Genomic DNA, 20790 nt, shown 5'->3' on the forward strand with positions numbered 1-20790 from the left:
GGTCGAGATGATGGTCTTTCTGGTGCTGTTGAGGTGAGTCGTGAGTACAGGTAAGGTCCTTCGGTTCGATCACGTGCGGGGTTACGGCTTCATAGCCCCCAGTGACGGCGGCGACGATATTTTTCTGCACGCAAACGATCTTCTGGTGGAGAAGAATCTCATCGTTCCCGGAACCTTCATGGAGTTCGACGTCGAGGAGGGCGAGCGTGGCCTAAAGGCCAGCGCGGCGCGTATCGTCAGCTCCGGTCCCTCGGCTCCTCCCGCCGCGCCGCGGGTAGCTGCGCATGCCGACGATTCCGACGGTCTTTGTGACGTCCTCCCGGTCGGTGAACTCACGCAGGAGGTGACCGAGACGCTGCTGCGTGTCGAGCCCACCCTCACCGGGACGCAGATCGTCAGGATCAGGAGCGAGCTGATCCGGATCGCCGAGAAGTACGGCTGGGTCGAGAACTGACCGGCGCGCGTGCGACGGCGGGCGAGCCGCGGCCTGCGGGGCCGGCGATCACCCCGCGGTGGTTACAGCTCGGTGGTGCCTGACAAGCAGGTAACCGTTCCGCCTGCGACCCAGACTGTGCCGTCGGCGTCCGTCGAGATATGGATCCGGCCGGCCCGATGCAGCACCGAGCCCTGGCTGGCCGTGTAGGGCGCGCTCGCGCGGCCGGTGCGCAGTAGCCACTGCGCGAGCGATGCGTTCAGGCTGCCCGTCACCGGATCCTCCACCGTGGCGTCGCCCGCCGGTACGAATGCCCGTACCTCGAACGCCGTCGTCGAGCCGGGCGGCCACGGCCCGACGACACCGAGCGGCAGATCGACGCCGCGCGGTCGCAGCGCCAGGACCGACTCGGCGTGCTCAAGCAGGACGGCGATCCAGCCAGGGCCGTTGTCCACCCATTCCGCCGCGACGACGTCGTCGGCGGCGATGCCGAGCATGGCGCTGATCCGCGCGACGAGTGTCCCCTCGACCGGCCCGGAGCGCCGCAACGGCGGCGCCGCGAAGGCGAGGCCGTCCGCCGTCCGCCGCAGGGGCACGAGCCCCACCCCGCACTCCTGGACGATCCGGGCCGGTCGAGCCGACGCCGGCCGCTCGCTGAGCCAGGCATGGCAGGTGCCGAGCGTGGGATGCCCGGCGAACGGCAGCTCGGTCGACGGGGTGAAGATCCGGACCCGGTAGTCGGCCGCCGGTGACGTCGGCGGCAGGACAAAGGTGGTCTCCGACAGGTTCGTCCAGCGGGCGAACCGCCGCATCGCGTCGTCGTCGAGTCCCGTTCCGTCCAGGACCACCGCCACGGGATTGCCCTGGTAGGGCGTGGTGGTGAAGACGTCGACCTGACGGAACGGGCGACTCATTCGGGCGCGCCGGGTCGGTCGCGGCCGAGCTGCCCGTCGCCCCGACCCGGGTCGAGGCTCTTGTGTGCCGATCCCGTGGCCGCCCGCGGCGGCTTGCTGCGAACCTCCACGCCGCCCATCACCGCTACCGCCCGGATGCGCACGACGGGCGCTCCCGATCGGCGTGGCGTGTCGGCCACCTTGACGGTGCGGCCGCCCATGACCGATACGCCGGTCACCTCGACCTCCACCCCCTCCGGAACGATGATCTCGATGCCGCCCATCACCGCGACCGCCGTGATCATCAGCGTCTCCGTGGGGAAGGCGACCTCCCGCAGGTCCAGCTCGATGCCGCCCATCACCGCGACGGCACGGGTGTGCCGGCTCGGGCGCCACCGCCCGCCGCGCTCGTTGCCGCTCATCACGGCGACCGTCCAGTCCACCTCGGCCGGTCCCCGCCGGGTCGGGTCCAGCGCGTGGTCGGGTCCGACCGAGCTGGTCGCGGCGTCGCCGGAAGGGGCCAGCCCGGCGGGCTGAGTCGGCTGAGCCGGCCGGGGCGGCTCAGCCGACTCAGCCACTGCGGCGAACAGGCTCGGCTGGTTCGGCAGATCGATCGTCAGGGGGGCGAAGTCCGCGCGGGTCCGGGCGGCGTAGGCGGCACCGACCCGCTCGTCGTACTCCGCGAAGGTCAGTCGCCCCTCGGCGAGCGCCTGGCGCAGGAGCTGTGCAATCTCCTCCCGCTCCGCGTCGGAGACGCGCAGGCCCGGCGTCGGCGGGGGGTCGGGAATCTCGGCCATGCGGAGCAGACTAGCCAGTGGTCGGACGAGCCGGCGGCCCTCGGTCGATCCCGGTGACCGTGGTTTTTGCCCGCCGTCATGGTCCGCCTCCGGTGCCAGGTCGGCGGCTCGCTCATCCCGGGTGCGCCGGCCCGGATGAACATCACCTGGCTGCTCACCGACGGCTACCTCGCCCGCATGCGCCGACCGCCGTCCACGGCAGCCGACCGCCGTCCACGGCGGCCTTTCCTATCCGAACATTCGGCAAACGTGCTAAATTTCATCCGCAGCTGCGGGTTATTCGTCTCAGAGTCTCCGCAGATGCTGATTACTGATGCAGTCGGAGGACGGGGCGAGTCATCGAAGGTGGACATGGAGACGGCGTCGCGAACGCCCCGCGGTTGCAGCGCCGTCGTTCCGTCCGCGGCGAGCAGGCGGTGCTCTGGCTGCTGCTGACCTGCGTTCTGCTGGCGTCATCGGCCTACGGGGTGCTGCTGCTGCTCGGACCGTTCGTGAAGACGGTCGGCGGCAGCGAGGCGACCTACGGCGCGTTGTCCGCCGCGGCGGCGGTGCCGACCGCCGCCGCGCTTGCGCTGCTGCTGCGGTTTCCGCGTGCAGTGCCTCCGCAACTGCTGCTGGCCGGGTCCTGCCTGGTGTACGCGGGCGCCGCGGCGCTGATGGCCGGGGTGCATTCCCGTAATGGCGTGCTCGTGGTCGCGGCGATCGTGATGGGCACGGCCTGGGCGGTGACGTACACGGCGGCGCCGATGATCGCCTCCGAGCTCGCCACGGACCGCAGTCGGGCCACGCTCATCGGCTACGCGACCGGGACCATCCAGGCCGGGTTCGGGATCGGTCCCGTCCTCGGCAATGCCCTGCGTGACGCCGGAATGTCCTACCAGCAGGTGTTCGCCGTCGGGGCGGCACTCGCGCTCGCCGCGGCCGTGCTGGTCGTCCCGCTCACCATCGAGCTGCGCCGCCTGGCCGCCGGGCCGGCGGCCGGTGGACAGCGCGACGCCGCCGATGAGAAGCCCCTGTCCCAGCCCGTGCGGGAGCCGGGGCACCCGGGTCGCGCGGCGGGGACCGGGTGGCGTGGCGCGCTGCGGTCGCCCAGCGTGGTTCCACTTGCGATGGTGCTGCTCAGCGCGTGCGTGTTCACCACCATGAACAGCTTCCAGACCACCTTCGCGGACAGCCGGCAGCTCGACTTCGACATCTTCTACGTGACCTACACGGTGGCGGTCATCGCCGTGCGGCTGGGTCTTGCCCGGATGCTGCCCGACAGTGCATCCGACCGGGTGGTCGCCGTGACGACCGTGGGGATGACCGCGGCGGCGGTGGCCTTCGTGTTCGTCGGGACGAGCCCGGTGCTGTACTGCCTCGCCTCGCTGCTGCTCGGCTGCACCTACGGCCTGGGCCTGCCCGCCTTCCAGGCCCGCGCGGTGAACCTCGCCGGCCCCGAGGAACGCGTGCGGATGCTGCCGATGGCGGGCCTGCTGTTCGAGGTCGCGATCCTCGTCTTTCCGCTCATCGCCGGGGCGGTCGTCCACTCCTCCGGCTACCGGGGGCTGTTCGTGCTGCTCATCGCGATCACAGGCGTCGTCATGGCGCTCGGCCAGATTCGCGGTCGGCCTCGGCTCGACGCGCAGCCGACGGGGGCGGCGCCGGCGCGGGCGCGGGCGGCGTCGAGGCGGCCGTAGTCTCGGCCGCGGGTCCATCGAACGACTGAACCAGCCACGGCCTGAACCAGCCACGGCCAGGGGGGCAGATGTACTTCTCCGCGAACTACGGTGAGGCACGAGAGCGTTTTCTCGCTGCGGCCCGCGATCGTGGCGCGCACCTCGAGTCGTTCCCCCTCGGGGAGCTGCGGGGGGCTCGGGACGAGCTGCTGAGCACGGACGTGGCCCGGATCGGCGCGAGCCGCGGGCCCTCCGTGCTCGTCCTGGTCAGCGGCACCCATGGCGCGGAGGGATTCGCCGGGTCGGCCTGTCAGCTTCGGGCCTTGCACGAGGCCGCGTGGACGGGCCTGCCGGTCGTCCTGGTGCACGCGCTCAACCCGTTCGGCTTCTCCCATCGTCGCCGGGTGAACGAGGACAACATCGACGTCAACCGCAACTTCGTCGACCACGCCGCCGTGCCGCCCGACGGCGGCTACGGCATGCTGCACTCCGCGTTGCTGCCCACAGACTGGGACGGTCCCGGGCACGCCGAGGCCGACGCCCTGCTCCTCGCGCATGCCGGCCGGCTCGGGGTGCGCGAGGTGCAGCAGATCGTCACCTCCGGCCAGTACACCCATCCGGACGGGTTGTTCTACGGCGGTTCGGCGCCGAGCTGGTCCCACGAGACCTGGCACACGATCATCCGCGAGTACCTGACGGGATACGAGCGGGTCGCATATGTCGACCTGCATACGGGGCTCGGCGAGCGGGCCGCTGCCGAGCCGATCTTCCGCGGTGGCCTGGACCCGGGCGCGCCGCGGCGGGCCCGAGCCTGGTACGGGGACGCGTTGACGAACTCCGAGGAGGGCACGTCGAGCTCGACGCCGATCGGCGGCAACTCCGCCCGAGCCCTGCTCCAGGACCTCGGTAAGGCGGAGATCACGGCCATCACCTGCGAGTTCGGCACCCAGGACGGGCTGACCGTGCTGCGCGCGCTGCAGGCGGACAACTGGCTCTGGCAGCAGCGTGAGCCGGTGGACGCCGAGCGGGTCGCCCGGATCGGGCAGCTCATGCGGGAGGCCTTCGACCCGCCGGACGAGCAGTGGCGCGCCGACGTGCTCGATCGAGGGACCGCCGTGATCGGCCAGGCCGCCGCCGGGGTGCTCGCCGAGTCGATCGGGACGGGCTGAGGTAAAGACCGGCCCCCGCCCTGGTTCGGCTTACTTGCCTTAAGCGGGTACGACCAGGTCGTGTTCGGCACGGGCCACGGCGGGTGCCTCGGCGGCGGGAACGAGGCGATGATGGAGCCGCCCGTCCGGGAACAGTGTGGTGACCAGGCGGAGGTCCGCCCGGTGCCGCAGTCCCCGGGGGCGCAGATCGCGCGCCGCGTCGGCGAGCACCAGATAGGCGACGGGGCCGCCGGCCGACTCCATGACGGCGCCGGTTGCCGCGATGTCGCCGGTTTCCGGGACGGCGGCAGTGTCCGGGACGGCGCCGGTTTCCGGGACGGCGACGGCGTCCGAGCCGAGCTCGGCCAACTCCGCCTGCGTCGCCTGAACAAGGTTCGGCTCGCCGGCCCAGACCGTGCCCGTGCCGTGCACCAGGACCGCGGCGGCGCTGGTCTGGGCGGCGCGGACGACCGAGTAGAGCCGACCGTCGGGCAGCAGGGAGCGGCAGCGGATCTCCACGCCGTGCCGGCGGGCCCAGTCGACGGCCGAGTGGTGGAGAACCTTCGCGCCGTGCCGCGACATCGTCATCATCGTGTCGTAGTCGATGGTGGCCAGCGTGCGCGCACTCGGCACGAGACGCGGATCGGCGGTGCAGATTCCCGGCGAGTCGGAGAAGATCTCGCAGGCGGGAGCGCCGATGGCGATCGCGGCCGCGATCGCGGACAGGTCCGAGCTGTTGCGGCCCATCATGACCGGCCGCCCGTCGTCGCCGACGGCCTGCCCGCCGGGGACGACGAGCACCGTCCCGGCGGGGTCGATGCGGCTGGCGAGCGCGGTGGGGTCGAGCGAACGCAGCTCGGCGTGGTGGGGATCGCCGGCACCGAGGAAGCCGGTGTCGGCCGCGGTCAACGGGACCGCGGCGAGCCCGGCGTCGCGCAGGGCGGAGGTCATCAGTGCCACGTTGACGGTCTCGCCGGTCATGAGCGCGGCGGCGAGCAGGTCCCGGTCGGGCTCGGGGCTGACCGCGCGCAGCGCCCGGCCGAGCCGGTCGGTCTCGCCGGCCACCGCGCTGACCACGACGACGGCCCGGCCCGGGGCGTCCGCCGCACCGGTCGAGGGCTCGGAGCTGTCGGCGTGCAGACGGGCGGCGACGTGGCGGGCGATGAGGTGATGGGCGCCCGGCGCGGCGAACGCCGCCCCGCCGAACTTCAGGACGACGACGTCCCCCGGGCCGGTCACCACGATCTCGGCGTCGAGGGCGTCGAGGGCGTCACAGCCATGACATCTCGGCGGCCAGGCCCACGATCTGCAGGGCGTTGAGGGCCGCACCGACGGTGAGATTGTCGGCGACGACCCACAGCCACAGGGCGCACGGGTCGTCGACGTCGGCCCGCACCCGCCCGACGTGGACGAGCCGGCGCTCGGTCGGCGACGAGCAGACCGGCTGCGGCATCGGGTAGCCATCCGCCGGGTCGTTGCCGTAGACCCGCAGGTCCGGGGCGGCTCGCAGCGCGGCGAGGGCGTCGTCGGGGGTGACGGGGGCGGTGAAGCTGACGTGCACCGCCTCCGAGTGGCCGTTGACCACGGGAACCCGCACCGCGGTCGCCGCGACCCGCAGCCCCGGCATGTCCATGATCTTGCGGGGTTCGCGACGTAGCTTGCGTTCCTCGTGGGAGTGCCCGTCGGCGTCGCGCAGGCCGATCTCGGGGATCAGGTTGAACGCCAGCGGCTGGCCGAACTTCCCGGGCCGGGCGTCGGCGGGATCGGCGCCGTCGAGCAGTGCCCGGGTGGTGCCGGCGAGCTCCTCCAGTCCCCGCAGGCCGCCGCCGGAGGCCGACTGGTAGCTGGACACGATCACTCGGTCGAGCTCGCCGAGGGCGCGCAGGGGATGCAGGGCCCGCACGAGCTGGATCGTCGAGCAGTTCGGGTTGGCCACGATGCCGCGGGCCGGGCGCGAGCGCAGCGTCTGCGGGTTGACCTGGGGGACGACGAGCGGGACGTCGTCGTCCATCCGGAACGCGGAGCTGTTGTCGACGACGAGCGCGCCCGCGGCGGCGACCACCGGCGCCCACTGCGTGCTGATCGGGGCGCCCGCGCTGAACACCGCGACGTCCACCCCCGCGGGATCGAAGTCCGCCAGCGCGACGACCGGCTCGACCTTCAGTTCCAGTCCCAGCTCGGCACCGAGATCGCGGCCCGCCGAGCCCCCCGACGCGACGGGAACGACCCGGCCCACGTCGGGCAGCAGTCCCGCCTCGAGCAGGGCCAGGCATTCCCGGCCGACGACCCCGGTCGCGCCGATGACGGCGATGTCCACTGCGCTTGTCCCCTTCCACCATGTTCCTGGTCCGCTGACCTGCTGGTCCGTCGACCTGCTGTCGTCGCGGGGTCAGCTGGAGCTGACGGTGTTCTCGTCCGCGAACTGCGCGTCGAGGTCCACCCAGCCGCCGTCGACGAACAGGACCTCGCCGTTGACGTAGGTGGCGGCGTCGGAGGCGAGGAAGACCGCGGGACCGGCGATTTCGGCGGGTCGGGCCCAGCGGCCGAGGGCGACCTTGTCGGCGTAGGCGCCGGCCCAGGCGGCGCTGGCGCGGATCGGCACCGTCAGCGCGGTCTCGACGGGGCCGGGGGCGATCGCGTTGACGCGGACCCCGAACGGCCCGAGCTCGGCGGCCAGCACCCGGACCATCTGCGCCAGTGCCGCCTTCGTGCCCGCGTAGATCACCTGGCCGGGTTCGACCGCGCGGCTGCTGATCGACGAGATGACGATGATGCTTCCGCCGCCCTGCTTCGCCATGATCCGGCCGGCGCCGCGCAGGACGTGGAAGCTGCCGCGCAGGTTGACGTCGGTGACCGCGGTGTAGTCGTCGTCGGTGTAGTCGACCAGCGGCTTGCGGATGTTGATGCCGGGGGTGCCGACGGCGATGTCGAGGCGGCCCCGGTCCGCGACCACGCGGGCGAACAGGTCGTCCACCTCGGCGGAGACGCGCACGTCGACGGTGGACGCCTTCGCGGTGCCACCGGCGGCGACGATGGTCGCCACCGTCTCCTCGACGCCGGTGGTGTCGACGTCAGCACATTCGACGACGGCGCCCTGTTCGGCCAGGGCGATCGCGATGGCCTGTCCGATGCCCGACGCCGCGCCGACGACCGCCGCGACCCTGTCTGTCAGTTCCAGCATCTCCAGCTCCCGAAGCCTCGGTCTACGTGGTGGGTCCGCCGTGATCGGCGGGTGGGGGGTCGCCCGTCAGGGGGACGGCGTGGCTGCTGCCGGCGCCGACCCCGCCGCGCGGCGCAGGAAGTTCTCGACGATCGCGTCCACCGTCGCGGTCTCACGGATGTGCACGGCGCAGAGGATGCGGTCGCCGGGAACGGTGTGCCGCTCGAAGTGCTCGTTGACCGCCGCGTCGTCGCAGCGCGGACGGCTGAGGTAGAGCCCGCGCGGGACGCCGATCCCGGCGAGGCGGCCGCTGTCGGGATCGAACGGTGCCGCCGGGGCGAGCGTCGCCGCGATCTCGCCGGCCAACCGGGTCACGTCGGGGTCCTGGCCGCCCGGCCCGACCTCCGGGTACATCACGGCGCCGGGCAGCCGGCCGTAGGCCCGCATGGCGCAGTACGCGACCGGGTTGTAGGTGCGCAGCGCGGACAGTACCGGGAAGCCGCCGGTGACGACGGCGTCCTCGAGCAGCGCCAGCCAGCTCGTGCTGAACACCGGTCCGCGACGCAGCCGGGCGCTGACGAACTGCACGCCGATGTGGAGGAACCGCCGGCCGGCCGCGGTCGCCATCCAGCTCGCCCCCAGCACGGACACCGGCTGCCCGCTGGCCCGGTCGACGTTGACGACGAGATGTTCGGCCTCGCGCAGCAGGCCGGGACGGGCGGCGAACAGCTCCGCCATCCGCAGGTCGGGCAGGGCCGCGACGAGCCCCTCCTGCAGCCAGCGGTCCTCCGCCGAGCCGAGCTCGCAGTCCTGGGAGAATCGGACGACTGCGTAGGGCTGCGAGGCCTCGGCTGCGGCGGCCGACGCGGCCGGCGGCGACGACATGGACATCATCTCCCCGTTCTGATGACCGTCGGTGCGGTGCCGGGATCGTTCAGGCGAACTTGGCCGCGACGCTGCCCGCGGCCTCGAACGCGCTGGTCGCCGGGGCCACCACCGCCTGGTAAAGCTCGATGAAGTAGGCCACCCACAGGTTCGCGACGGTCCGGATGTGCGCGAGCACCTTGGCCTCGTCGGCGGGCGAGGCCACCAGCGAGGTGAGCACCCCCCAGACGAAGTCGGCGTGCTCGTCTTCGATGTCGGTGCCGACGTGGCGCCGGGCGCCGGCGAGTTTCTCCCGGCCGAGCTGCTCCTCCAGGTTCTTCACCCAGGACGGCTGGGTCTTCGTCGTCGTGTACTCGACGAAGTAGACGCTGCACAGCAGGGCCAGCGGGGTGCCCTCGAACTCCATGCCGTACTGCAGGTAGCCGGTGAGCAGCTTGGTGGCCTGGAACGGCTCGGTGGCGTAGATCTCCGCCTTGGTCACGCCGACCTTCGCGAGGTCGCCGGCGAACCACTCGTCGTGGAGCATCTCGTCCTCGACGTAGTGGGCCCACGCCGCGCCGCGCACCGGGTCGCGCTTGGTGAAGTAGCCGATGGCCAGGGCGTCGATCGTGCGCTTGCGGCGCAGCCGGAGGATGGTCTCGACGTTGTGGCGCTTGTAGTACTCCAGGTTGATCTCTTCGCCGCGGGCCTGGTGGTCCGCGTACGGGATCTCGTCGTAGAACTTCTTGATCATCGTGTCGAGCATGGTGTCGACCTGCGTGCGCAGGTCCGTCAGGTCAGCGGTGCGGGCGGCGGCGGCCGCCCTCGGGTCCCCGTACCAGGTGCGCGGGTCGTCGGTCATCGGTGGGCTCCTTCGGCGGTGGGCGGTGTGCGGCCGGCTCGCCGAGGAATCGACGTGCCCGCGGCGGGCCGAGCCGTGGTGCTGCGCTGCCGCGGCCGGTCAGCAGCCGCAGGTCGGAGTGCGGCGCCGGCGCATCCGGCGCGGGGCGGGGCCGGCGAGCCGGGTCCCCGCCGGGTCGGACATGACCGTGTCGGCGCAGGTGAAGGTGAGCGCGTACCGGGTCGTCGGGGTCAACCCGAACCCGAGGTGGACGATCCCGTCGGCCGCGCCGTACATCTCGTTCATCCCGCAGTTCCCCGGCTGCTGGTCGAGCACGGGGTTGAGCCCGATGCCGAACTCCCACACGACCCGGTAGGCCTCGTCGGTGGCGAACAGCTCGTCCAGTGCGTCGACCGCGCGTTTGCCCGCGGCGTCCACCGCATGGCAGCCGGTGACCATGCCGTCGGCGAGGTCGAGCACCACCGTGGCGGTGCGCAGCACGTCCAGGTCGTCGAAGAGCCGGGCCTGCTCGGCGAGCACCGCGGGGTTGTCACCACGGTGCACGATGGGGGCGCCGCGCAGAGCGATCTGCCCGTCCAGCGCCAGCCGGCGGCTGGTGTCGAACCGGTAGAGGTCCGTGGGGACGGCGCTGGCCTCGCCGGACGGCGCGATCTGCTGTTCGCCGGCCGCGAGCGCGCCGGCCTGCTGGTTCCACTCGTAGTCGCCGGAGATGACGAAGCGGGCGGAGGCGTGCCCGGCGAGGTCCGCCAGCGTGACGTGGTCGGCCTCGCCGAGCGCGTCGAACAGCCGGTCCGCGCGGGACTCCAGCGCCACCGAGTCGGTCTGCTCCACCACCGTGAGGAAGTAGGCGACCTGGGAGTCGGTGACGGGCGTCGAGCCGCAGGGCATCACCGCGATCCGCCGGCCCGGCCCGACCGTCGTGGGGTCGGGGGAGACGAGGAAGCGGTCCGGGCAGACGACGAACACGTCGGCGTCGGCGGGGATTCGCTGCGCGAGCAGGGCGTCGGTGAGGCTTTCCTCGGCGTCGAGGGTGCGGTGCACGACGCTGCGGTAGCGGCTGCTGGGCGCGAGGGTGAAGTCCGCGGCCCGGTCGGCCTGGGTCAGCAGGCAGAACGTGGAGTTCGGGCCGGCGAACTCCCGATGCAGGTCGGGACGCACGAGGAACTGTGCCATGGGGACCACCAGGGGGCGCGGCGCGAGAGGCTGGTTGGCGGGAGGACCGGGAGGACCGGGGCGGACCGGTGGCGGTGCGAACGCGGGCCGGGCGAGCGGCCCAGTCGGGGTGGGTCGGCCCGGTCCGGCCGACCCACCCCTTCTCAACGGCATTAGCCGAGGAGGGTGCCCAGGTAGCGGTCGTTCTTCTTCACCTGGATCTTCTTCTGCGCGACCTTCTCCACAGTGATCACCTCCTTCCGTCAATCCGTTGGAATGCGGTGGACAGACGAGGGAGACCCTCGCCCGGACCGATCAGTTGGCCAAACCGACCGGACTCTTGAGGGGCATCGCGGACGTTACCGTCGGCGTGCCGAGCAGGACGTCGCCCAGATCGTTCGTGACGACTGTTCCCGGGGAAATGATGTCGAGATGGTACTGGGTGTAGGGCGTGAGCCCGATTCCCCAATGTAGACAGCCCTCGGAGGATCCGTAGACCTCGTTCATGGCGTGATTACCAGGAAGCAGATCGAGGGTGGTGTTCAGCGCGTGCCCGATTTCCCAGACTATGCGATAGCGGGAGTCGACTTGGAAGAGCGCCTCGAACATCTCCAGGATACCATGACCGGCGGGGTCGGGGGAAGTCATTTCGGTGATGAGACCGTTTTCGACCCGGGCCACGACCGCGTTCTCGTGCAGCGGCCAGAGTTCACCGTGAATACGCTCCTGGTCGCGCCGGGAGAAGGACGGCGTGCCGGAATGCAGGATCGGGTATCCCTGGATCACGATCTCGCCGTCCAGGGGGAGCCGGAGATAGTCCCCGAACTCTCTGATCTCGATGGGAAGCACACTGATCTCGCCCGCGGGCACGATCTGCTGTTCGCCCCAGTCGACGAGACCGGCCTGCTGGTTCCACACCAGCTCGCGGTCGAACAGGCGCAGGGTCGCGGCCGTGCCGTGGCGCGCGTCGCGGTACTCCAGCGCCTCGCCGCGCTCGGCGAGCTCGAAGAAGCGGTCGGAGAAATCCTCCTGGGCCTGCGGATCGGTGGCCTCGACGCAGCGCAGGAAGTGCCGCAGCGTCGCGCGGTCGGTCGGGGTCGAGTTGCAGGCCATCCCGAGCAGTTTGCGGCGGGGACCGAGGACGTCCACGGGCGGCGACTGAAAGAAGCAGTCGGGCGACATGACCAGCACATGGGCCTGTTCCGGCACTTCCTCACGCATGAGCCGGGCGAACTCATCCTCGCCACCGCGGAACTCCAGGATGCGGTAGTCCAGGTACTGGGCAGTCCGGACGAGCCGGATGTCGTCCAGCAGGGAGGCATTCGTGACGAGACAGAAGACGGTGTCGGTCGGATCCCCGAACTGTCGAATCCTGGCGGGATCGACGACGAGCTCGGACTCGGGCATCTTTGTACTCCTCCTGACGCGCACGGGCCTGGGCTATGGATGCCGCGGGGCCGGTGGAATGTCGGACGAGGCCGGGCCGGATCGAGCGCCGGAAAAAGGTCCCAAAAGGGCCCAGAGAAGCCTCGTGAGGACGGCGCGCTGGTGCGTTGAGTTCCATGCCAGCGGGGTTTCGCGGTGACCGCGAATGCCTTGGGAGGCGGCGCCCGACGCAAGCCGTGGACCGGACGGACTGCGGCGCCTGCCGATTTGGTCCGTGGACCGGAACGGACCGACAATGTGAAACTATAACGTGCTCGGGGGTGGGCTGTGAGGTCTTTCGGAAAGATTCCCCGGGCGGCCGGATTACTCCGGTCGTGGGATTGTCCTTGGACGGGCTCGGGGTTCAGGCTGCGGGTCAGACCAAGGCGCGGGGATCGGGACGCAGGTCCGCATCTCGCGCCGGTCGTAGCCGGGCGGCAGGGTCACGCCGGTGACGTGGACGGGCACGCCGTAGAGGTCACTGAGGCTCTCGCCGGTGACGACGTCGTCGGGATGACCGTCGGCGATCACCACCCCGTCGCGCATGAGCACCGCCCGGTTGGAGTAGGTGAGCGCATGCGACGGTTGGTGGGTGGTCATGATGACGGCATGCCCCTCCCGGGCGAGCTCGGCGACGACGTGCAGGGTGCGCACCTCGTTGCCGTAGTCCAGCGCGGCGGTCGGCTCGTCCAGGATGAGGATCGCCGCCTGTTGGACGAGCGCGCGGGCGAGCAGCACGAGCTGGCGCTCGCCACCCGACAGCGCAGCGAAGGACCGGTCGGCCAGGCGGGCGATCCCGAGCCGGTCGAGCTGGGCCAGGGCGCTGCGGCGATCGGCGGCGCCGGGCGCCTCGAGCAGGCCGAGATGGGGCGTGCGGCCCATGACGGCGATGTCGAGCGCGGTGAACGGGAACGGCGAGGAGGTGCTCTGCGGAACGTAGGCCACGCTGCGGGCGAGTTCCCGCGGCGCCAGTGTGCCGATGTCCCGCCCGGTGATGCGCACCGTGCCGCTTTCCGGCTTGAGTAGGCCGAGCAGGCAGCGCAGCAGAGTCGTCTTGCCGGCGCCGTTGGGCCCGAGCAGGCAGCAGACCTCGGTCGCGCGCACACTCAGCGAGACGTCGGTGATCCGGTGGCCGTGCCGGCCGTAGCCGAACGACAGCCCACTGACCTCGACGTCCGGCGTCTCGGTTGTCACAGCCATTGCCGGCCTGCCTTCGCGAGCAGGGCGACGAAGAACGGCGCGCCGATGAGTGCGGTGAGGATGCCCAGGGGGAGGTCGAGGGAGGAGGCGGTGCGGGCGACGTCGTCGACGGCGAGCAGGTAGCCGGCCCCGATGAGGGCGGTGACCGGCAGCAGCCGGTTGAACGACGGCCCGACGGCGAACCGGGCCAGGTGCGGGACGACGAGCCCCACCCAGCCGATGATGCCGGCGACGCTGACCGCGGTCGCCGTCATGAGCGTCGAGGCGCCGATCGTCAGTGCCCAGATCCGCGTACGGTTGACGCCCAGCGACCGGGCTTCGTCGTCGCCGGTGGCGAGGACCGTCAGCTGCCAGCGCACCGCGTACAGGATCACCAGGCAGACCGCGACGATGATCGCGGGCACGATCAGCCCGTGCATGCTCGCCCGGGCCAGGCTGCCGAACAGCCAGAAGGTGATCTCCGGCAGGGTCGTCTCCGGGTTGGCGAAGTACTGCACGCTGGAGATGAGTGCGTTGAACATCGCGCCGATGATGATGCCGCCGAGCACCAGGATGATCAGCGATCCCTTCCCGACCACCCGGGAGATGGTCAGCGACAGCACCGCGGCGAGCAACCCGCTGCCGAACGCGATGATCTGCAGCAGCGTCGTGTCCAGGCCGATGAGGATCGACACGGAGGCGCCGAAGCCGGCCCCCGCCGCCACCCCGAGGATCTCGGGGGAGACCAGCGGGTTGCGGAACATCGTCTGGTAGGCGGCGCCGGAGGAGGCCAGCGCCGCCCCGACGAGCAGCGCGGCGAGGATCCGGGGCATCCGGATGTCCATCACCACGGCCCGGTTCTGCCCGGGGACGTCGCCCCCGAGGCCGAACAGCTCGTGGGCGAGGACGCGCACGACGCTCACCGGGCCCAGCGTGTACCGGCCCAGCCCGAAGGAGACCACGATCAGGACCAGCAGGCCCACGGCGAGCAGCACGACGCGCAGGTGATCGCCGAGTGTCGCGCGGATCCGTGCGCTCGCGGCCGCCCGGGCACCGGGCCTGCGGTCCTGAACCGCCGGGTCACCGCCCTCGCCGACGCTCTCGACGACACCTTGGTCGACGCGCTGGCCGATGACCCCGCCGGCATCCTGGTCGACGACCTCGCCGGCACCGTCCTGCTCGGTCGCCGGGACCGGGTCCGTGCCGGTCGGGACAGCGGGCCGGGTCAAGAGTTCACCCGCCGGATGGCGGGCTGCGCGAGCAGCGGCGCCACCTTCGCGGCGAACATCCGCACGGTGCTCTGCTGCAGGGCCAGCGATGCGGTTCCGCTGAACGACGGGCGCAGGTTCACCCGCTGCACGCCGAGCTCGTCGCGTAGTTCCGCGAATCTGCGGGCGACTGTTGCCGGTCCACCGATCACCGCTGTCTCCTCGTGAAACCGGAATGGGTCGAGGTCGGCCGTCCCGACGGCCTCGTGGCCGTGCTCGTCGCCGCCGAGTGCGGCCAGCCGCCGGGTCAGGCGCACGATGATCGGGGTGGCACGTTCCCGGGCGGCGGCATCGGACTCGGCGACGAGGCAGAACCTCTCCACCCGGACATCACCGGCCGTCCCGCCGTGGGAGGTGTAGAGCTCTATGCAGGTGGCGAGTGAGGCGACGGTCTGCACGGCCGACAGCAGCAGCCCGTAGCCGCGGCTGGCCGCCCAGACGATGGTCTCGTCGCTGCTGGCGGCCACCTCGATCGGCGGGTGGGGATGCTGGGCGGGGGTCGGCTCGACCCGGAACTGCGCGCCGTCGGCCAGGCGGGTCCGGCCCCGCCAGTAGCCGACGATCGTGTCGAGGGCGTCGGGCAGGTCGACCCGGACCGGATCGGCGCCCTGGTAGGCCCTGGTGTAGGGGGCGATGGGCCAGCCGACCCCGAGGGTGACCCGGCCGCCGGAAAGCCGGTCGAGCGTCGCGAGGTCCGCCGCCAGCCGGATGGGGTCGTGCAGCGTCAGGTGCAGGGCGGTGAACCCGATCCGGATCCGGCTGGTCGACGCGGCGACGGCGGCCGCCAGCGGGATCGGTGAGGAGCGGGCTTTCATCGTCCGGGAACCGACGGAACTGAGGTGGCCGTCGGTGAACCACAGGCTGTCGTAGCCGAGAGCCTCGGCGACGCGGGCGAGTTCCACTGTCGAGGTGGAACTCGCCCCGTCGAGGTCGCCGCGCCCTCCGGGCAGGCCGAATCGCATGGAGATGGTCATCACTGCGCCGGGGCGCGGTCCTTTCCGAACCGAAAGAGGTGCCGATACCGGGATGAGGTACTTACTTGGAGCTGACCTGCAGGATCTGATCGAGATCCGCTTCAGTGGTGTGGTAGTTGAAAAACTTCGAGTAGAAGTTCTTGGTCTCGGATCGGATGTCGAGGTCGGTGAACAGATCAGGGTGCAGCACCTTCGCCGCCCACTGGATCTGCAGGGCCTCCTCCGGACCGAACCGGTCCCACGGGTAGAGACCCTGCGGGTTGAGATAGACGCGACCGGCCTTGACCGCCTTCAGATCGGCCCACCCCGGCGACTTCGCCAGGTTGTCGATGACGGACTGGGCGGAGTTGGCCGCCAGGCCCTGGTCACCACCCGGTGTTTCGACGATCAGCACGTCCGGATTCCACTGCAGGAGCTGCTCCATCGACACCGTGACGTGGGTACCCTTGACGCCGCTCGCGGAGTCGGTGCCACCGGCGATCTTGATCCAGCCGTCGATGAGGGACTTCCCGCCGTCGACGACCACAGGCGGATAGCTGGCGATGTGCACCACGCTGGGCTGCTCGGTCGCTGGCAGCTTCGCCAGCCGGGACTGGACCATCGCCAGCTTGGCGGTCACGTAGTCGTTGTATGCCTTGGCCTTGGCGGCAGCGGCGCCGCCATACACCTTTCCGGCGAGCTGAATGGACGGGACCAGCTGCGGGAAGGTGTTGAAATCCATGTTGACCGCGGGCAGGCCGGCCTGCTGGAACGGCGTGAGGGTATCGCCGCCGCTGATGGTGGAGACGACGTCCGGCTTGAGCTTGAGAAGCTCCTCCATGTTTACCTTGCCGCCGTTGCGGAAAAGTTCCGGAAGGCCGTTGACGCCCGGGTAGACCTTCCGGAGGAACGGGATCGTCTTGACATTCTGGGGGATGGCCACCAGCTTGTCGCCGACGCCGAGCATGATGTCGGTGACAGTGTGGGCGGGGAACTGCTCCGCGATCCGGTTGATCTTCAGGGGGACCGTCACCTTCTCCCCGGAAAGGCTGGTCACCACCTGGGTGGTGGGCGCCGGCGGGCTGGCGTCCGAGGAGGAACTGCCGCAGCCGGCGGCCAGTGCCGCCACCGCGGCGGCCATCCCCAGGGTCAGCCACCGCCGCGACGCAGTGGGCCGGGCCAACCCGCGGGAACGCATTGTCACCGGTCCGGGCATGCTCGTGCGCCCGCTTCCCGAGTGGCGTTCGACGGACGGGAGATGGGACGAGCTGTGAGGACCGTCCCGATGGGTCGGCAAACCCACGAGGATGCGTCGCGAAAACAGTGCCGAGCGTGATGCCACGTTCTTCCCCCGCCGGGCGAATAGAGTCAAGGAAACAAATGGTGATTAGCTGCGCACGGACGGTGTGCGCTGGGTGCTAACTGCGAGCGAGCGCGCGATGCTTCGGCGCATCTGAGACCCGCGGAAGCGGATGGAATGCACCATAGCCTCCGCATCTGCGTCTGTCACGCGGACAGGGGCCCTGATCTGCGGAAGTAGTCAGACTGCCGCCCGACGGAGGGTCGGCTCGGGTGGCCGCATCGCCGACCGGAACCTGCCTCGGCGGTGGAGGTCGGCGGGGCGGATCGTGCGAAATTTTTGCTGAAATCAGGGCGATGTGGCGATTATCTACGGATGTTTCCCCTTCGAGCCGGAAGATTTCGCGCGGGATGGCCGGCTGGTGGCCGTTGTCTCGGCGTTACGACCGGATGACGCGTAACAGGTTCGTTCTTTTTGGGTGCGCTGAACGTAACGCGCGTGGAGGGATGGTCCGGGATGTGTTCGATCCCGTTCCCGTCCACCAGGGACAAGACGGTCGCCGATGACGCGGCACCCGGCCGGCCGCGCGCACCGGCCGGGACCGGGCGCATCCGCATCTGCGGCACGACCGGTCCAGCGCCGCCGTATCCACCCGACCGCCCGCAGTGGGTTCGGTGCCGCAGTGGGTTCGATGCCGGAGCGGGTGTGGTGCCGGAGTGGGTTCGGTGCCCGGGGGTCAGGCGCGGGTGGGGTGGATGCCCCAGGTACCGCCGACGCTGGCGGCGGGCTCGAGGACGCGTAGGCCGTCCCCGCTGTTGAAGGCGTTCGCCGGGCAGGTCAGCGGCTCGACGGCGATGCTGCGCCGCCGCTCCTGCGGGCCCAGCGTGTCCCCCGTGAAGACCTGCACGTAGCGCCAGGTCTCGTCCATCCAGACCGTCACCGATCCACCGCCCGGCGCCCCGAGCCGCACGCGTGCGCGCCCGTCCGGATCGCGGTCGAGGTCGGTATAGCAGGTGTCCAGGGCGAGGGAACCGACCGGGCGTGGCCGGCGGAAGTCGAATGGCTCGCCGGCGACGGCCCGTGCGCCGGTCGGGATCGAACGGTCGTCGGTCTCCAGCCTCGTCGCCGCCGGCACGGTGAGTTCGACGTCGTCCGCGCGCACCGTCGCACCGTCCGCCCCGACCGCCGTCAGGTAGGGGTGTGCGCCCATCCCGACGGGAGCCGGCTGGCCACCCAGGTTGGTGGCCGTCATGGTGACGGTCAACCCGTCGTCGGCGAGGCGGTACTCCGCGGCGAAGCCGACGGTGAAGGGGTAGCCGCTCTGGGCGCGCAGGATGAACGAGGCGCGGACCGCGGCCGGGCCGAGGCGTTCGAGCTCCCAGGCTGACCAGCGGGTCAGACCGTGGCTGGCGTTGCCGAGCGCCACCTCGTTCACCGGGAGTTGGTGGGTGGTGCCGCCGAACGGGTAGCGGCCGTCCGCGATCCGGTTGGGCCATGGCAGCAGCAGCTGCCCACGCCCGCGGCTGGCCATCGTGGCGACGTCGTAGCCGTCGAGAACCGGCGCGCCGCCGATGGTGTACTCGCGCAGCCCACCCCCGACCTCGGTGATGGTCACGCTGCTGTCCGCGTGCACGAGCTCCACCTGCCGCCCGGACGGCGCCAACGCCTCCACCACGTCCTCCTTCACCCGTCCCATCCGTCCGCCCGCGCTCCTGGCCGCTGGCGCTGGCCGCATCGACAGGGCGTGCTGCGTCTCCCAGTATCCCAAGTCGCCGTCGAGACCGGACCAGCACCGCCGCCCCACCATCGGCGAGCAGATCCCCTGGCGACCGCTGACGCTGGACTCACTGGTCGACGGGTCTAGGGTCGAGGGCGTGCAGACCTGGGACGCGATCCGTGCTCGTCGCAATGTCCGCAGCTACCAGGACCGGCCTGTGCCGGCCGAGGACCTGGAGCGGATCCTGGAGGCCGGGTGGCGTTCGCCCTCGGCGTCGAACCGGCAGCGGTGGGACTTCGTGCTCGTCACCGACCGGGCGGTTCTCGGTGAACTGGCGACGATCTGGCGCGGTGCCGGTCACATCGCGAGCTCGGCGGCGACGATCGTGCTGGTCCTGCCCGAGCCGGAGACGGAGCGCTACCGGCTCATGGACGAGTACGACCTCGGCCAGGCGACGATGCTGATGCTGCTCACGGCGACCGACCTCGGCGTCGGCGGCGGGCACTCGGCTGTCGGCGACCAGGAGGAGGCCCGCCGGATCCTCGGCGTGCCGGAGACCCACCGCGTCGCCTACATGATCGGCCTGGGCTATCCCGCCGACGGGCCGCTGCGGCCGGTGGAGCGCCTCGACCGCCGCCCCTTCGACGAGGTCGTCCACCGCGGCCGCTGGTAGTCGACGAGTCGCCGCGGGGCGCCGGGCGCAGCGCGGCCCGGTCAGGTGTGGCCGGTGGCGAGGCGGGCGGCGATCGTCGGGAACAGGGCGAGCGCGTTGCCCCGGGCGATCCGGTGGCGGGCCGACGGGGTCAGCGCCGGATCGGCGAGGAAAGCGTCGCGGCCCGTAAACACGGCGTCGGCGGGCACGGCGTTGTAGTCCGAGCCGTACAGGATCCGGTCGGCGCCGATGGCGGCCAGCAGCGTCGGCGTGCTGTAGGGGGACATGGGCCCGGCGGTGTCGACGAAGAAGCGGCGCAGGGCCCGGTCGACGGTGGCGGGGTCGGTGCCGTAGCCGAGGCCGCGGGCCAGGGCGAGTCGGGCGGCCTGGTACGGGAAGTAGCCGCCGCCGTGGGCGAGGATCCACCGAATCCGTGGATAGGAATCCAGCACGCCGTTGACGACGAGCTGCACCGCCGCGCGGGTCGTGTCCGCCAGAAAGTCGGCGACGAACGCCGGAACGGCGATGCCGGTCGCGCCGGGCAGAGCGAACGGGTGCACCAGGGCCACCGCGTCGCGTGCGTTCAGCTCGGCCATCACTGGATCCAGCGCCGGATCGCCGAGGTAGGTGAGGCCGTCGTGCGCCATGAGTAGGACGCCGTCGGCATGCAGGTCGTCGTAGGCGTGGCGAATCTCCGCGACGGCGATCTGCGGGGTGGCCCGGGGAATGCAGGCGAGCAGGCCGAACCGGCTGGGATGCTCGCGGACCACGGCGGCGATCGAGTCGTTGGCGAGCCGAGCGAGCTGCGCGGCGAGTGCGGGGGTCGACGTGAACTCGCTCGGAATGGCCGCGGACAGCACGGCCGTCGCAATCCCGCCGCGGTCCATCGTGTCGAGCGCGGCCGTCAGGGACCAGTTCGCGAACGGCGGGCCGCCCACGGGTGGCAGCTGGCCGTGGGCGACCAGCCAGGCGCGTACCTCGGCCGGCATCGCGTGATGGTGCACGTCGATGCGGCCCGTCGCCCCGGTTCGGGCCTGGTCGGCCGTGCTGTCCGAGACGGCCGTGCTGTCCGAGACGGCCGCCGCGGCCGCGCCCGGCGCCGCCGTGGTGGCCCCGGCGACGGCCGCGGCCACGAGGCCGACGGCAGCCCGCCGGTTCGGACCGTGCCGCGGGCGCTCGCCCGGCCGGCTCCCGTCGGGTCCCCCGATGTCAGTGGACATTCTGCTCCTTTTCTGCGTGATCTGGACGCGCGTTCTCGCGCGTCCTCCGGCGGTCTTTGCATTGTGGCGTCCGACTTGGCCTTTCGAGGCGTCAATAGGGCTACTGATC

Annotated in this window: 20 protein-coding genes; 5 read left to right on the forward strand and 15 right to left on the reverse strand. The window is 71.3% G+C overall.

Translation table 11 applies throughout. The features are described from left to right. The first annotated feature begins 40 nt into the window (after window positions 1-40). A complete protein-coding gene (locus NBZ85_RS00675; RefSeq protein WP_261554698.1) occupies window positions 41-454 on the forward strand; it encodes a cold-shock protein in 414 nt (137 codons plus the stop codon). A 62-nt stretch (window positions 455-516) separates the two neighbouring features. On the opposite strand, the gene NBZ85_RS00680 is transcribed toward NBZ85_RS00675, so the two are convergent. Both NBZ85_RS00680 and NBZ85_RS00685 read right to left on the reverse strand, forming a co-directional pair. Continuing rightward, window positions 517-1347, reverse strand: a complete 831-nt coding sequence (locus NBZ85_RS00680) for a PhzF family phenazine biosynthesis protein (protein WP_261554697.1) — start codon at window positions 1345-1347, stop codon at window positions 517-519. Then, window positions 1344-2123 (reverse strand): DUF1707 SHOCT-like domain-containing protein, encoded by a 780-nt coding sequence (locus NBZ85_RS00685; protein WP_261554696.1) that lies wholly within the window; start codon window positions 2121-2123, stop codon window positions 1344-1346. The genes NBZ85_RS00680 and NBZ85_RS00685 overlap by 4 nt, the downstream gene beginning before the upstream one ends. 380 nt (window positions 2124-2503) lie before the next feature. On the opposite strand from NBZ85_RS00685, the gene NBZ85_RS00690 reads away from it, so the two are divergent. Both NBZ85_RS00690 and NBZ85_RS00695 read left to right on the forward strand, forming a co-directional pair. Continuing rightward, entirely contained in the window at window positions 2504-3802 is a 1299-nt protein-coding gene (locus tag NBZ85_RS00690) for an MFS transporter (RefSeq protein ID WP_261554695.1), read from the forward strand. Window positions 3803-3870: 68 nt separating this feature from the next. After that, window positions 3871-4950, forward strand: coding sequence for a M14 family metallopeptidase (locus NBZ85_RS00695; RefSeq protein ID WP_261554694.1), 1080 nt, complete (start codon window positions 3871-3873; stop codon window positions 4948-4950). A 39-nt stretch (window positions 4951-4989) separates the two neighbouring features. Here NBZ85_RS00695 and NBZ85_RS00700 read toward each other — a convergent pair whose 3' ends face one another. The 11 genes from NBZ85_RS00700 to NBZ85_RS00750 form a co-directional block, all read right to left on the reverse strand. After that, the gene (locus tag NBZ85_RS00700) at window positions 4990-6168 is read right to left on the reverse strand and encodes an amino acid kinase family protein (RefSeq protein WP_261554693.1); all 1179 of its coding nucleotides are present in this window, start codon (window positions 6166-6168) and stop codon (window positions 4990-4992) included. 31 nt (window positions 6169-6199) lie between these two features. Continuing rightward, a complete protein-coding gene (locus NBZ85_RS00705) occupies window positions 6200-7246 on the reverse strand; it encodes an aspartate-semialdehyde dehydrogenase (RefSeq protein WP_261554692.1) in 1047 nt (348 codons plus the stop codon). A gap of 72 nt (window positions 7247-7318) precedes the next feature. Then, a complete protein-coding gene (locus tag NBZ85_RS00710) occupies window positions 7319-8110 on the reverse strand; it encodes an SDR family NAD(P)-dependent oxidoreductase (protein ID WP_261554691.1) in 792 nt (263 codons plus the stop codon). Between the two features lie 66 nt (window positions 8111-8176). Next, window positions 8177-8974, reverse strand: coding sequence for a hypothetical protein (locus NBZ85_RS00715; RefSeq protein ID WP_261554690.1), 798 nt, complete (start codon window positions 8972-8974; stop codon window positions 8177-8179). 49 nt (window positions 8975-9023) lie between these two features. Next, window positions 9024-9815 (reverse strand): iron-containing redox enzyme family protein, encoded by a 792-nt coding sequence (locus tag NBZ85_RS00720; RefSeq protein WP_261554689.1) that lies wholly within the window; start codon window positions 9813-9815, stop codon window positions 9024-9026. A 99-nt stretch (window positions 9816-9914) separates the two neighbouring features. Next, window positions 9915-10988 carry a M29 family metallopeptidase gene (locus tag NBZ85_RS00725; RefSeq protein ID WP_261554688.1) on the reverse strand — a complete coding sequence of 358 codons (1074 nt, stop codon included), beginning with the start codon at window positions 10986-10988 and terminating at the stop codon, window positions 9915-9917. A 294-nt stretch (window positions 10989-11282) separates the two neighbouring features. After that, entirely contained in the window at window positions 11283-12374 is a 1092-nt protein-coding gene (locus NBZ85_RS00730) for a hypothetical protein (RefSeq protein WP_261554687.1), read from the reverse strand. Window positions 12375-12716: 342 nt separating this feature from the next. After that, on the reverse strand, window positions 12717-13592 hold the full coding sequence (locus NBZ85_RS00735) for an ABC transporter ATP-binding protein (protein WP_261554686.1): 876 nt from the start codon (window positions 13590-13592) through the stop codon (window positions 12717-12719). Further along, window positions 13583-14800 carry a FecCD family ABC transporter permease gene (locus NBZ85_RS00740; RefSeq protein ID WP_261554685.1) on the reverse strand — a complete coding sequence of 406 codons (1218 nt, stop codon included), beginning with the start codon at window positions 14798-14800 and terminating at the stop codon, window positions 13583-13585. The genes NBZ85_RS00735 and NBZ85_RS00740 overlap by 10 nt, the downstream gene beginning before the upstream one ends. After that, on the reverse strand, window positions 14797-15801 hold the full coding sequence (locus NBZ85_RS00745; RefSeq protein WP_261561353.1) for an LLM class flavin-dependent oxidoreductase: 1005 nt from the start codon (window positions 15799-15801) through the stop codon (window positions 14797-14799). Before NBZ85_RS00745 ends, NBZ85_RS00740 begins: the two co-directional genes overlap by 4 nt. A gap of 73 nt (window positions 15802-15874) precedes the next feature. Next, on the reverse strand, window positions 15875-16759 hold the full coding sequence (locus tag NBZ85_RS00750; protein WP_261556729.1) for an ABC transporter substrate-binding protein: 885 nt from the start codon (window positions 16757-16759) through the stop codon (window positions 15875-15877). Window positions 16760-16766: 7 nt separating this feature from the next. On the opposite strand from NBZ85_RS00750, the gene NBZ85_RS00755 reads away from it, so the two are divergent. Then, the gene (locus NBZ85_RS00755; RefSeq protein WP_261561354.1) at window positions 16767-17066 is read left to right on the forward strand and encodes a hypothetical protein; all 300 of its coding nucleotides are present in this window, start codon (window positions 16767-16769) and stop codon (window positions 17064-17066) included. Window positions 17067-17828: 762 nt separating this feature from the next. On the opposite strand, the gene NBZ85_RS00760 is transcribed toward NBZ85_RS00755, so the two are convergent. Further along, complete coding sequence (locus NBZ85_RS00760; protein ID WP_261556742.1) at window positions 17829-18764, reverse strand: aldose 1-epimerase family protein; 936 nt, start codon at window positions 18762-18764, stop codon at window positions 17829-17831. 202 nt (window positions 18765-18966) lie between these two features. Between NBZ85_RS00760 and NBZ85_RS00765 the strand changes: the two genes are divergently transcribed. Next, window positions 18967-19482 carry a nitroreductase family protein gene (locus tag NBZ85_RS00765; RefSeq protein ID WP_261556731.1) on the forward strand — a complete coding sequence of 172 codons (516 nt, stop codon included), beginning with the start codon at window positions 18967-18969 and terminating at the stop codon, window positions 19480-19482. A gap of 41 nt (window positions 19483-19523) precedes the next feature. On the opposite strand, the gene NBZ85_RS00770 is transcribed toward NBZ85_RS00765, so the two are convergent. Then, the gene (locus tag NBZ85_RS00770) at window positions 19524-20681 is read right to left on the reverse strand and encodes an amidohydrolase family protein (RefSeq protein WP_261561355.1); all 1158 of its coding nucleotides are present in this window, start codon (window positions 20679-20681) and stop codon (window positions 19524-19526) included. Between the last annotated feature and the right edge of the window lie 109 nt (window positions 20682-20790).

Origin of the sequence: Frankia tisae (assembly GCF_025403405.1) — a bacterium.
In the GTDB taxonomy this organism is placed as follows: Bacteria; Actinomycetota; Actinomycetes; order Frankiales; family Frankiaceae; genus Frankia; species Frankia tisai.